Origin of the sequence: Photobacterium rosenbergii (assembly GCF_033022775.1) — a bacterium.
In the GTDB taxonomy this organism is placed as follows: domain Bacteria; phylum Pseudomonadota; class Gammaproteobacteria; order Enterobacterales; family Vibrionaceae; genus Photobacterium; species Photobacterium rosenbergii_A.
Window position 1 is genome coordinate 44,433 of record NZ_JAWJZI010000008.1, and the last position, 13,147, is coordinate 57,579.

Below are 13,147 nucleotides of genomic sequence, written 5' to 3' on the forward strand. Positions count from 1 at the left end.
TTCGTTGATAATCTACAAAACTAACAATGTCGCGACTGTTTACTAGTGCCCTCGGCTTATATGAGGGGTACTAATCCAGCCCGTCCTTGCGTTGTTGAATGCGTCGAAGAGAGCGTTCTCGTCTACTGTCTTCACGCGATAAATCCAACAAGGTTTCCTCGATATAAGCCAAATGTGCATGCGATGCTTCGCGGGCCTGTACGGGCTCACCCGAAACAATCGCCTGGACAATGTTGGCTCGATGATTGCGCACCTTTTCCACCACGTCTGGGCGACGGTTCAGGAGCTCAAAGTTTTGTAATACGTTTTGCTCCAGCAGAGGGGCAAGGCTACGGATGATATGGAGCAATACCACGTTGTGTGCGGACTCGGTCACCGCTATCAGGTATTGCATCACTGCGGCGGCTTCGGCCGGCAAATCACCTTGCTGCTGGGCTTCCTGTATACGTGAATGGCAGTCACGAATACGGGTGAAATCTTCTTCGTTGCCGCGCAGAGCGGCATAGTAGGCGGCCAGGCCTTCTAGGGCGTGGCGCGACTCCAGTAAATCTAGCTGGGTTTCTGGGTGGGCGGAGAGGAGTTCCAACAGTGGCTCAGAAAAGCTCTGCCATAGCTTTTCGGTCACAAAGGTACCGCCACCCTGGCGGCGCGTGAGCAGTTTTTTTGCTTCAAGGCGCTGGATAGCTTCGCGGACAGACGGGCGAGAAACATCGAATTGCTTGGCAAGCTCACGCTCAGGCGGCAGCTGCTGACCCGGGGACAGGATGCCCTCTAGGATCAGATGCTCCAGTTCCTGCTCGATAGCGTCGGAGAGCTTGGGTTGGCGGATTCGTTTATAAGTCATTCGTTATTTGTTCTTGGTTGTACTTATACGTTTCAAGGTAGTCCGGAATGCGGATAATTGGTATTACCAATTTAACTATGGAAGGAAAGTTTACAGAAATATTTGAGGATGTCTACCGACAACTTGATTGAAATCATAGAAAGAGGGGTGATTTAACAAAAATTTCAAATTATGAAAACTTGTTAAAACATGACAAACACTAGTATTCAACAGGGGTTAGGGCAATGTTTGACGAGAAAATAGACAATGGTCTGACCAATTGTTTGTTACATTTTCCCGCCATTTTTCTCATCACCAATCGCACTGATTGGCGATTACTTGAGCAATATTGAAGACTTATAGGCAAGCCAATCAAATGCCAAACCCGGGTCGGTTTTGCGCCCAGGGGCGATAAACTCGTGGCCGGTGATCCGGCTGGCATCCGTGCGGGGGTAGTTTTCAAGCAGCACCCGGGTGAGTGCAGCGAGGGTGTCATACTGGGCCTGGGTATAAGGCAGGGTGTCCGTTCCTTCCAGTTCAATTCCGATCGAGTAGTCGTTGCACTTGTCACGGCCTGCAAATGTCGACACACCCGCATGCCAAGCCCGACAGTCAAACGGAACGAACTGGATAATATCGCCATTTCGCCTAATTAGACAGTGAGCCGAGACCCGAAAACCGGAAATTAACTCAAAATAGGGATGTTCGTCAGGTTTTAAGGTGCCGGTAAATAGCTGTTCGATATACGGGCCACCAAACTGGCCCGGCGGCAAGCTGATATTATGAACAACCAGCAGCGAAATATCGTCACCATCCGGCCTGGCGTCGTGGAACGGCGAAGGCACATGTTTGACCCCTTCCAGCCAGTGGTTTTGGTTAATTGTTAGCATTTTATTGAGATCCTAGAGGAGAGTTTCTAGAAAAAGGTCCTGTGGTCCTGTGGTCCTGTGGTCCTGTGGTCCTGTGGTCCTGTGGTCCAACACGCAGGATCGAAGGTCTATGTGAAATTGTCCAGTTAAAGATCATGTAAAATAATGACTTTGCTTAGAAAGTCGCTCTTTCCACAGAACCTTAGGGCCATAGCTCCATAGAACCTATTTTGCATAGTACCTGTATTACCCGACTTAACTATAGAGCCTGAAGCCGCCCTTCTCCCCTAACCACACTCGCTTCTGGCCGCGCATCGCGGTATGATCAGCACCACAAAAACTGGGAGCGGCTCCCGCCCCTATTCAGCAGCCAAACCTTGCTACGGATTTGTCATGACTCAAATGGAAAAGAAGCACGACAGCGAATCGCGCTTGAATTACCTTAAACAGCAGCTTCCCCTCGAAATTACCCGTGCCGTTGCCGACACCCTGCGTGAAGATCTCGGTGGCGAGATTGATGCCAGCCGCGATGTGACGGCCAGCCTGATCCCGGCTGACTGCCAAGGGGTAGCGACCATCATCACCCGCGAGTACGGTATTTTCTGCGGCCGGATGTGGGCCGAGGAAGTGTTCCGCCAGCTGGGCGGTGAAGTCAGTATTGAATGGCATGTTGAAGACGGCGACAAGGTCGAGCCGAACCAGACCCTTTGCACCCTGAGCGGCCCGTCACGCATCCTGCTGACCGGCGAGCGCAACGCGATGAACTTCATCCAGACCCTGTCAGGCTGTGCCACCACAGTAGCCGAGTACGCCAAGCAGCTCGAAGGCACCGGTTGCCGCCTGCTGGATACCCGCAAGACCATTCCGGGCCTGCGCAGCGCACTGAAATACGCCGTGACCTGCGGCGGCGGCTACAACCACCGTATCGGTGTGTTCGACGCTTACCTGATCAAGGAAAACCACATCATCGCCTGCGGCGGCATCAAGCAGGCCATCAGTACTGCCAAGCAACTCAACCCGGGCAAGCCAGTGGAAGTGGAAACCGAGTCGCTGGATGAACTGCAGCAAGCCATCGATGCCGGTGCCGACATCATCATGCTGGATAACTTCACCACCGACATGATGCACGAAGCAGTAAAAATCAACGCTGGCCGCGCCGCATTGGAGAACTCTGGTAACGTGACACTGGAGACCATCCGCGAGTTTGCCCAAACCGGTGTCGATTACATCTCGGTCGGCGCGCTGACCAAGCATCTCAAGGCGATGGATTTGTCCATGCGTTTCAAATAAGCGGTTTAAGTAAGTTTCACGGCACGGGGCAAGTGGCAATAGGCGATTGGATTAAAAACCTTCGTATTCAATCCTTGCTCCAGCTTAATCCTCAAGTTCGACAGCTCCCCTGTCTCTTGTTCTCACTATGTTTTTTCAACCACACGGCTACACCTTCGATAACTATAAGCCCTCCCCCGCTCCTGATATTTAACTCAATTCCCCCGAAGCTCTAAGCTCTTCTCCACTCGCCTAGCGCCAATAGCCTCGGGCCTAGCCCTTTCTCGCAAAACTCTCTGCAACAACTGTAAGCCTTTGATCATTTTTTCAAAGTATTTCCAGCAACCTCTCGCCACCATTAAAACCCGTTGCATATCAGGCGTATGCTAAATCCATAGAAAAATCATGGCAACAAAACAAGGAAAAGAATAATGAAAGGACAAAAAGGCTTTACGCTGATTGAGTTGATGATAGTGGTGGCGATTGTAGGTATTTTGAGCGCCTTTGCAGTGCCTGCTTACCAAGACTATACCAAGAAAGCAACTCTGGCAGAATTCCCGAAAGTTGCGTCAGCAGTAAAACTAGCAGTGGAATTATGTGCCCACCAAGATGCTGCTGATGCCTCATCATTTAGATCTACATGTATAAATGGAACAAGTGCAGCAATTCCTTCTATATCGTTAAATGATATTGGTGTTTCTACAGCAGCTGGAACAGGGAATGATCAAGTTGACATTACTGCAACAGCTACAGCGAATAAGGGCCCAATTAAAAGTGGTGAGAAGTATATTCTGACTGCTACCTATTCATCAGATGGTCTAACTTGGAGTTCTTCTTGCAAGGATGACCAAGGAGCAGCCCAGAATACTTACTGCCCATAATGCACACCAACCTCGCTTCAATCCTGCACCAGGCTGAGCTGATCAGCCCGGTGCAGCTGCAACAGGTGATCGATCAGGTACAGGCAGAGAATCTGTCTGTACCTGCGGCGTTAATTGGCCTCGGGATCATGACCAGCCAGGATTTGGCCCGCCAGCTGGAAATCATTTTTGCCGTCGCGCTAGTTGACGCCCACCAGTACGACTATACCGAATGCTGCAAGAGCCTTAACCTGCGTGATTTGATCCTGCGTCACCGGGTGCTGCCATTAAGTGCTAACGACAACACCCTGTTTATCGGCCTGAGTGATCCCACCTATCTTGATGCCCTTGATGAGTTTCGCTTTGCCACCGGCAAGCATGTCGAGCCTATGCTGCTCGAATATAAGCAGCTCGAAGCGGCAATCCGCAGGGTCTACGGCAGCGAGCTAAAAGGGACCGAGCAACATGCGCCACAGCGGGGGATCAGCGATACTGAGCTGACCGAACTGGTGGAGCTCAGTGATGGCGAGCTGGTTGATGAAACCACGGATCTCAGCAACGACAGTGCACCTGTTACTCGCTATATCAACCAGACCCTGCTTGATGCCCTGCGCAAACATGCTTCGGATATCCATTTCGAGCCTTACGAGAAACACTACCGGATCCGCTTTCGCTGCGACGGCATTTTGCACCAGTATGCGACCCCTCCGGCTAATCTATCCCGCCGCCTATCTACCCGACTCAAGGTGATGTCACGGCTCAATATTGCCGAGCGGCGAGTCCCGCAGGATGGTCGGATCAAGCTCAAGCTCTCCGATACCGTGTCGATTGATCTTCGGGTATCGACCCTGCCGACCATGTGGGGCGAGAAAATCGTGTTGCGGATCCTCGATAGCAATAGCAGCAAGCTGGATATCGACCACCTCGGTTATAACGAAGTGCAAAAACAAGCCTACCTTGATGCATTAAACCAGCCGCAAGGGATGATCCTGATGACCGGGCCGACCGGAAGCGGCAAGACCGTTTCGCTCTATTCGGGACTGAAAATTCTCAATACCGAAGCGCGTAATATTTCGACCGCCGAAGATCCAATTGAGATCAACCTGCCGGGGATCAACCAGGTCCAGATCAACCCAACCACAGGGCTTGGTTTTGCCGAGGCGCTCAGGGCTTTTCTGCGTCAGGATCCGGATGTGGTGATGGTGGGGGAAATCCGCGATCTCGAAACCGGCGGCATTGCGGTTAAAGCGGCACAAACCGGTCACTTGGTGCTATCAACCCTGCATACTAACTCGGCAGCAGAAACTATTACCCGCCTGACCAATATGGGGATCGAGGATTTCAATTTGGCATCATCGCTCAGCCTTATCATCGCCCAGCGCCTTGCCAGAAGGTTATGCCACCTCTGCAAAGAGCCGGACGATCTCGACCCGTTACTGCGCGCCAAGCTAGACATCCCTGCCGATGCCGAGCTGTTCAAAGCCAGCTCGATTGGCTGTGATGACTGCAACAAAGGCTATCTGGGACGGGTCGGTATTTTTGAAGTCATGCCCTTCTCAAGGCCACTGTCACAAGCGCTGATGCAAGGAGCCAGTACCTTGGAGCTGGAAGATATTGCCTGCCAGCATGGCATGATCACTCTGAAACAAGCCGGAGTCGAAAAACTCTGCCAAGGCACAACCAGCCTCGCTGAACTGCAACGCGTCCTGCATTTCGCTTGAACACGCTCTCGAAATATAAGAATCACGTCTAGCAACATAAGGAAAAACCCATGGCCAAGGACAGAAAAATACGTTACTACCGCTGGCGTGGGATCAACCCAACCGGCAAGCGTATCTCTGGTGTGATGCTAGGCTTTCAGGAGCAGGAAATCCGCGCCAAGCTCAGCGAGCAACAGATCATCGTCAAGAAAATCAAGCGCCACCAGCCCTCAACACTGAGCAGACGCAGAAATCAGCTCAAGGCCACCGATATCACCGCCATTACCCGCCAGCTTGCCACTATGGTCAACTCCGGCGTCCCGGTGGTACAGGCGCTCAAGCTGATTTCCACCAGTCACCATAAGGCCGAAGGACGGGCGACCCTTGCTATGATCACCACCCAGGTCGAAGCCGGTTCGACCCTATCCCGCGCGATGCATACCAGCTCACCGCTGTTTGATGATTTCTACTGCGATCTTGTTGCGACCGGTGAGCAGACCGGCCACTTGGCCGAGGCGTTCAACCGCCTTGCCACTTACCGCGAAAAAAGCGAAGCCATGCGCAAGAAAGTGGTCAAGGCGATGATTTACCCGACCATGGTGACCCTGACGGCCATTATCGTCACCGTGATGATGCTGATTTTCGTGATCCCGCAGTTTGCCAATATCTTCAAAAGCTTTGGCGCTGATCTGCCATGGTTTACCCAGCGGATCATCGACACTTCGAACCTCATGATCAGCCACGGCCCCTACCTCGCCCTAGGCTTGCTGCTGGCGATCATCTTTGCCATCACTGCCTATCGTAAATCAGACAAACACAAGCTGCGGGTTCACCGCTTCCTGCTGGTGATCCCCATCATGGGGCCCATCCTGCGCAAAGCCGCCATCGCCCGCTTTGCCCGCACCCTTGCGACCACTTTCTCCTCGGGGATCCCGCTGCTGAGCGGGTTGGAAGCGGCCGGTAGAACCGCGGGCAACCGCTTTATCGAGCAAGCCATACAAGGCGCCCACGGCAATACCGCAGCCGGCATGCCATTGAACTTGGCCCTGCGCCACAGCGAGGTATTTCCCGAGCTGATGCTGCAAATGGTGATGATCGGCGAAGAGTCCGGGTCTATCGATGACATGCTCAACAAAGTTGCCATCAACTACGAGGATGATGTCGACAACACCGTCGATAACCTCGGCAAAATTATCGAACCGCTGATCATCCTGTTCCTCGGCGGCCTGATCGGCGGTTTGCTGATCGCCATGTATATGCCAGTGTTCAAATTGATGAGTGTGGTGGGGTAAGAGTAAGGTGCGAGATCCTGGATCCTAGGTCCTGGGTTCTGGGTTCTGGAAGATGGACAGGCTTAATATCATGTTTTCCTAGGGCCTAGGACCCGCTCTTCCTAGGGCCTTTCTTCTGCTTTTCCTATGATCCCTACCCCATTTCCCCTACAATATTCCCATTGAGTAATATGAGAGTTTTTTCATGACGTTGCTGGTTGTATACCCCTGGTTATTCCCTGCCTTTGCGGCCATTTTTGGTTTGCTGGTAGGTAGCTTCCTCAATGTGGTGATCCACCGCCTGCCTATTATGATGGAACGCCAGTGGAGAGCCGACTGCACCGAATATTTCCCGGAGCTTACCCCCCAGCCAGATACCGGCACCTTCAACCTCAGTATTCCGCGCTCGCGCTGCCCGCACTGCCAGCATCAAATCAGCATGTGGGATAATATCCCGGTGATCAGCTGGCTGCTGCTAAGGGGACAGTGCCGCAACTGCAAGGCCAGCATCAGTGCCCGCTACCCGGCGATCGAAGTACTGACCGCAGCAATCAGCACCACTATCGCCCTTACCCTGCCAGCTTCGGTATGGTCACTGGCGGTGATCCTGTTCAGTTTTGCCCTGATCGCCCTGACCTTTATCGATATCGACAAGATGCTGCTGCCGGATCAGATCACCCTGCCTTTGATGTGGGCAGGCTTGATGCTGTCATTATTGGGGATCTCCCCTGTCAGCCTGCAAGATGCAGTTATCGGTGCTATGGCCGGTTACCTGTCGCTATGGAGCCTGTACTGGGCCTTCAAGCTGCTGACCGGCAAGGAAGGCATGGGTTACGGTGACTTCAAGCTATTGGCTGCACTCGGTGCCTGGCTCGGCTGGCAGCTACTGCCTTTTGTGGTGTTGTTCTCTTCACTGGTGGGGGCTATCTGCGGCATTATCATGATGCGCCGACAGCAAGCCGATGGCCAACAGCCATTCTCTTTTGGCCCTTACCTGGCTATTGCTGGCTGGGTGGCCATGCTATGGGGTGAGCCGTTGCTCAACTGGTACCTAACCAACTATTTGGGGCTTTGATAGATGTCTTTCGTTGTAGGTTTGACCGGCGGGATCGGTAGCGGCAAAACCACTGTAGCCAACTTATTTGCAGATCAGCAGGTCGAGATCATCGATGCCGATATCGTGGCCCGCAAAGTAGTCGAGCCCGGCAGTGCCGGTTTGCAAGCTATTGTTGAGAAATTGGGTTCTGACATCTTGCTGACAGATGGCACGCTTAACCGCAGTAAGCTGCGTGAAGCCATCTTCAGTGATCATCAATTAAAAGAATGGCTTAACCAATTATTGCATCCGATGATCAGGGAAAAGATGCAGCAAGATATTGCTGCCGCCCAGTCGCCTTATTGCTTGCTGGTTGTCCCGCTGATGGTGGAGAACAACCTACAGGCAATGACAGATCGCCTGTTGGTGGTCGATGTCGATGAAGAGATCCAGATCGCCCGGACACAGCAGCGGGATAATGTTCCAGCCGAGCAGGTCCGCAGCATTCTGGCCTCCCAGGCCAACCGTGAGCAACGCCTTGCAGCAGCCGATGATGTGATCTGCAATAATGGCAATGGTAACAACCTTGAACAGCAAGTTGCCAAACTGCACCAACAATACCTGGCGCTGAGCCGCCAGCAGAACAATACGCCGCAGTGCTAACTAATTTGGGTAGGTTGATATGCAAGTAAATCGCTTTGAACACCCGCTAAACGAGAAGGTACGGATTTACCTTCGCCTCGAATATTTGATCCGCCAGATGCAGCATGCCAGCGAGCTCGCTGATCCGTGGCAGCATCAGCTATTCTTCCGCGCCCTGTTTGATTTGCTGGAAATCCTCGACCAAATCCAGCTCAAATCAGAGCTCGCCAAGGATCTGGAAAAGCAGCGTGGCCGCCTCAAGCAGTGGCTCAACATCGAAGGGGTTGATCAAAGCGCCCTGCTGGCATTGCTCGATCAGCTAGAGCTTGCCCAGCACCAGCTGCTTACATCCAACCGTCTCGGCCAAGCCTTGCGCGAAGACCGCTTCCTTGGCGGGATCAAGCAACGCTTGTCTATCCCTGGCGGCAGCTGTTGTTTTGACCTGCCCGCCTTGCACCACTGGCTGCACCTACCACTGGCTCACAAGCAGAATGATCTGACCAACTGGCTCTCGCAAATCAAAGAGCTGAGTGTTGCGCTCAACCTATGGCTCAAGCTGGTAAGGGAAACCGGCCAGTTCCAAGATCAGGTCGCTCGTGGTGGTTTCTTCCAGCATGAAGCGGAAGAAGCCAGTTTGATCCGCCTTGAGATTTGCCCCAGCCATGGTGTCTACCCTATGATATCAGGGCACCGCAGCCGGTTTGCCATCCGCTTCATGCCATTTGAAGAAGGCGCCGGTATTGCCGAGACGATAGAATTTAAACTAGCGATTTGCTGAGGTAACTAGTGACGCAATCCAACACGCCAACCACACCGATCACTGTGGTGAAATGCCCGACCTGCCAGACCGACGTTGTTTGGGGTGAGCAAAGTCCATTCCGTCCGTTCTGCTGCAAGCGCTGCCAGCTGATTGATCTGGGTGAGTGGGCCGAAGAAGAGAAGGCGATCCCGGGCGCTCCGGATATGTCGGATTCCGATGGCTGGTCGGAAGATATGGGGTATTGATCTGCGGCTAGGGGCCCTCGGTCCTAGGCGCGAGGAAGAGCAAGAGCTTATTACTCACTGATTAAAAAAGGTGGCTTATCATAAGATAAACCACCTTTTTTATATCGGACTAGCTCGTTTTATATTGAATAAGCTCGCTCAGCCAATTGCCTCCAGCCGATTAGCCTCAAGCCTCGCTAAGCGTAGCGAGCTTTTGTAGCACTACCTCATTCGCCTCCGGGAAAGCGTAGTTGGTTAGCTCTTTCAGGCGTACCCACTCGCTTGGCTGGCCTTCTTTGCCGTAAGCCTTGCCCTCAAAGGCGCGTACCAAGAAGAAATCAAACTTCAGCGACTTCTCTGGGTAGTCGTGCTCCAGTGCCATGAAGTGCTCCAGCTTTGTTGCCTGGATACCCACTTCCTCGTGAAGCTCTCTGATCACTGCCTGTTCGGCCGTTTCGCCAACTTCAACCTTGCCCCCGGCAAACTCCCAAAAACCGCCCTTGTGCGCTTTGGCTGCGCGCTGGGTAATAAAAACCTTGTCCTGCTCGGCATTGAGGATGATCCCCGCCGAAATCCACACTTGTTTCTTTTCCAAAGCTGTTCCTTTCTCTTTCGTTGCCTGCTGAGCAGATCTCTTCTTTAAGCTTATACCCGGTGTCATATACCCAGTGATAGAGGCCCATTGCGTTATCTCAGTCTAGAAAAAAGGCCGCAGTAGCGGCCTTTTGACTGGGTTAAGCAGCACGGTTAGTTGATTTTACCGTGGCATTGCTTGTACTTCTTGCCAGAGCCACATGGGCAAGGCTCGTTACGGCCCACCTTGCGCTCTTCGCGCTGGTAAGGTGCCGCTTCGTCGCTCTCCTGGCTTTCGTCAGCAATTTGGTTTTCCGCATTCTGGTGCTGGAACTGCTGGCGGCGAGCAAGCTCTTCTGCCTGACGGCGGCGCTCTTCTTCAACACGCTCAACTTCTTCCTGCTGCTGAACACGTACCTTGCTCAGAATCGCAATCACGTCAGACTTCAGGCTTTCCAGCATACCTTCAAACAGTTCAAACGACTCGCGCTTGTATTCCTGTTTCGGGTTCTTCTGGGCGTAACCACGTAGGTGGATACCCTGACGCAGGTGGTCCATTGCCGCTAGGTGTTCTTTCCATAGCGTATCCAGGTTCTGCAGCATTACCGTCTTCTCGAAGTTACGCAGTACTGGCGCACCAACCACTTCTTCTTTGTGACGGTAGATCTCAACCGCTTTCTCGACGATACGCTCACGCAATGCTTCTTCGTACAGCTTCTCTTCGCTGTCCAGCCACTCCTGGATAGGTAGATCCATGTCGTAGTCGGCCTTCAGGCGCTCTTCCAGCCCCTGGATGTCCCACATCTCTTCCAGCGACTGCGGCGGGATGTAGCCATCGATAACGGCTTGGATCACGTCTTCGCGGTTCTGCTCGATCATCTCGCTGATGTCTTCAGCATTCATCAGCTCGTCGCGTAGCTCGTAAACCACCTTACGCTGGTCGTTTGCCACGTCATCGAATTCAAGCAGCTGCTTACGGATATCGAAGTTACGGCCTTCAACTTTACGCTGGGCGTTCTCGATAGCCTTGGTCACCCATGGGTGCTCAATGGCTTCGCCTTCTTCCATACCCAGCTTCTTCATCATGTTAGACACACGATCCGAAGCGAAGATACGCATCAGGCCATCTTCCATCGATAGGTAGAAACGTGAAGAACCGGCATCACCCTGACGGCCAGAACGACCACGTAGCTGGTTATCGATACGGCGAGATTCGTGACGCTCGGTACCAATGATGTGCAGGCCACCAGATGCTAGCACCGCATCGTGTTTTACCTGCCAATCCGCTTTGATCTTGGCGATTTGCTCATCTGTAGGGTTTTCCAGCTTGGCGACTTCGCTCTGCCATGAGCCACCCAGTACGATATCCGTACCACGGCCGGCCATGTTGGTGGCAATAGTCACGGCACTTGGCGCCCCCGCCTGGGCAACGATGTCTGCCTCACGCTCGTGGAACTTGGCGTTCAAGACTTCGTGCTTGATACCTTGCTTCTTCAGCGATTTGGACAGTAGCTCAGATTTCTCGATCGATACCGTACCGACAAGAACTGGCTGGCCGTTTTCGACACGGTTCTTGATGTCTTCGCTGATCGCGGCAAATTTTTCCTGCTCGGTCATGTAAACCAAGTCACCCATGTCATCACGGATCATCGGCTTGTTGGTTGGCAGTACTACGGTTTCAAGGCCGTAGATAGACTGGAATTCGAATGCTTCGGTATCGGCTGTACCTGTCATACCTGACAGCTTGGTGTACAGACGGAAGTAGTTCTGGAACGTGATCGACGCCAGCGTCTGGTTTTCGTTCTGGATCTTCACACCTTCTTTGGCTTCAACAGCCTGGTGCAGACCTTCAGACCAGCGGCGGCCAGGCATGGTACGGCCGGTGTGTTCATCAACGATGATCACTTCGTCGTCTTTAACGATGTAGTCAACGTCGCGCTCGAACAGTACATGAGCACGAAGCGCAGCGTTAACATGGTGCAGCAGGCTGATGTTGGCAGGAGAGTAAAGGGTATCGTCCTCTTCCATCATGCCATTTGTCTTGAGCAGCTCTTCAACAAATTCCTGACCGTTTTCGGTTAGGTGAGCCTGCTTAGACTTTTCATCAACGGTGTAGTGGCCTTCGCCACGGTATTCTTCGCTGTCTTCCTGATCCTGCCTCACCAGCTGTGGGATCAGGGTGTTGATCTTAGTGTATAGCTCAGAGCTGTCTTCCGCAGGACCCGAGATAATAAGCGGGGTACGGGCTTCATCGATAAGGATTGAGTCAACTTCATCGACTACCGCAAAGAAGCGCTCGCGCTGTACGCGGTCTTCCGGGCGGAATGCCATGTTGTCACGCAGGTAGTCAAAACCAAATTCGTTGTTTGTACCGTAAAGGATATCGGCAGCGTAGGCTTCTTTCTTCGCCTGAGGCGGCATGTTTGGCACGTTAACGCCAACGCTCATGCCAAGGAATTCAAATAGTGCACGGTTGGTTTCGGCATCACGCGCAGCCAGGTAGTCATTCACCGTAACGATGTGAACGCCTTTACCCGTCAGAGCGTTGAGGTAAGCAGGCAGGGTTGCCGTCAGGGTTTTACCCTCACCGGTACGCATCTCTGCGATTTGGCAAGCGTTCAGTACCATACCGCCGATAAGCTGAACGTCGAAGTGGCGCATACCGAATACACGCTTGGACGCTTCACGTACCGTTGCAAAGGCTTCTGGCAGTAGCTGGTCAAGGTTCTCACCCTGCTCCAGACGCTCACGGAACTCAACCGTTTTGGCCTTTAGTTCTTCGTCCTGCAAACTTTCGAATTGAGGTTCAAGCTTGTTGATTTGGTCAACAATTTTGCGCATACGACGCAGTGTGCGGTCGTTACGGCTACCGATAACTTTGGTCAGTAGTTTTGATAACATGGCGTTGCCGTTTTCTCTTAGTTATTTCAGCCTATCGAGGCTGAATTCTTAATCTGAATTTTTCAACCGGGATTATATCAGCAAGGCACTAGGCCAAGACTTGCGATTAATCATCCCTGTCCCGTCTAAATTCGCCACTGGTGTGACTACGGAAGCCGATACGAAAAACTATGGTTATTGATGATATTGTGGTACGAGTCGACCATTTCAAGGGATAAA

The 13,147-nt window shown here is 52.6% G+C and carries 12 protein-coding genes; 8 read left to right on the plus strand and 4 right to left on the minus strand.

The features are described 5' to 3' along the window. Positions 1–70: 70 nt before the first annotated feature. Positions 71–844, minus strand: a complete 774-nt coding sequence (pdhR, locus tag R2X38_RS17850) for a pyruvate dehydrogenase complex transcriptional repressor PdhR (RefSeq protein WP_281026346.1) — start codon at positions 842–844, stop codon at positions 71–73. 314 nt (positions 845–1,158) lie between these two features. Then, positions 1,159–1,713: a 1,6-anhydro-N-acetylmuramyl-L-alanine amidase AmpD gene (gene ampD / locus R2X38_RS17855; protein ID WP_317523689.1), complete on the minus strand. Its 555-nt coding sequence runs from the start codon at positions 1,711–1,713 to the stop codon at positions 1,159–1,161. Between the two features lie 381 nt (positions 1,714–2,094). On the opposite strand from ampD, the gene nadC reads away from it, so the two are divergent. From nadC to yacG, 8 genes are all read left to right on the plus strand, one after another. After that, complete coding sequence (gene nadC / locus R2X38_RS17860) at positions 2,095–2,982, plus strand: carboxylating nicotinate-nucleotide diphosphorylase (RefSeq protein ID WP_317523776.1); 888 nt, start codon at positions 2,095–2,097, stop codon at positions 2,980–2,982. A gap of 410 nt (positions 2,983–3,392) precedes the next feature. Next, positions 3,393–3,842: a prepilin-type N-terminal cleavage/methylation domain-containing protein gene (locus tag R2X38_RS17865; RefSeq protein WP_317523690.1), complete on the plus strand. Its 450-nt coding sequence runs from the start codon at positions 3,393–3,395 to the stop codon at positions 3,840–3,842. Beyond that, the gene (gene pilB / locus R2X38_RS17870; RefSeq protein ID WP_317523691.1) at positions 3,842–5,542 is read left to right on the plus strand and encodes a type IV-A pilus assembly ATPase PilB; all 1,701 of its coding nucleotides are present in this window, start codon (positions 3,842–3,844) and stop codon (positions 5,540–5,542) included. The genes R2X38_RS17865 and pilB overlap by 1 nt, the downstream gene beginning before the upstream one ends. A gap of 50 nt (positions 5,543–5,592) precedes the next feature. After that, the gene (locus R2X38_RS17875) at positions 5,593–6,813 is read left to right on the plus strand and encodes a type II secretion system F family protein (protein WP_317523692.1); all 1,221 of its coding nucleotides are present in this window, start codon (positions 5,593–5,595) and stop codon (positions 6,811–6,813) included. Between the two features lie 184 nt (positions 6,814–6,997). Then, the gene (locus R2X38_RS17880; RefSeq protein WP_317523693.1) at positions 6,998–7,867 is read left to right on the plus strand and encodes an A24 family peptidase; all 870 of its coding nucleotides are present in this window, start codon (positions 6,998–7,000) and stop codon (positions 7,865–7,867) included. A 3-nt stretch (positions 7,868–7,870) separates the two neighbouring features. After that, complete coding sequence (gene coaE, locus R2X38_RS17885) at positions 7,871–8,491, plus strand: dephospho-CoA kinase (protein WP_317523694.1); 621 nt, start codon at positions 7,871–7,873, stop codon at positions 8,489–8,491. Positions 8,492–8,510: 19 nt separating this feature from the next. Then, positions 8,511–9,248 carry a cell division protein ZapD gene (gene zapD, locus R2X38_RS17890; RefSeq protein WP_317523695.1) on the plus strand — a complete coding sequence of 246 codons (738 nt, stop codon included), beginning with the start codon at positions 8,511–8,513 and terminating at the stop codon, positions 9,246–9,248. Between the two features lie 8 nt (positions 9,249–9,256). Continuing rightward, positions 9,257–9,475 carry a DNA gyrase inhibitor YacG gene (yacG, locus tag R2X38_RS17895; protein WP_039459319.1) on the plus strand — a complete coding sequence of 73 codons (219 nt, stop codon included), beginning with the start codon at positions 9,257–9,259 and terminating at the stop codon, positions 9,473–9,475. A 166-nt stretch (positions 9,476–9,641) separates the two neighbouring features. On the opposite strand, the gene mutT is transcribed toward yacG, so the two are convergent. Together mutT and secA are read right to left on the minus strand one after the other, a co-directional pair. Further along, positions 9,642–10,049, minus strand: coding sequence for an 8-oxo-dGTP diphosphatase MutT (mutT, locus tag R2X38_RS17900; protein ID WP_317523696.1), 408 nt, complete (start codon positions 10,047–10,049; stop codon positions 9,642–9,644). Positions 10,050–10,201: 152 nt separating this feature from the next. Next, positions 10,202–12,928, minus strand: a complete 2,727-nt coding sequence (gene secA, locus R2X38_RS17905; RefSeq protein WP_317523697.1) for a preprotein translocase subunit SecA — start codon at positions 12,926–12,928, stop codon at positions 10,202–10,204. Positions 12,929–13,147 lie beyond the last annotated feature (219 nt).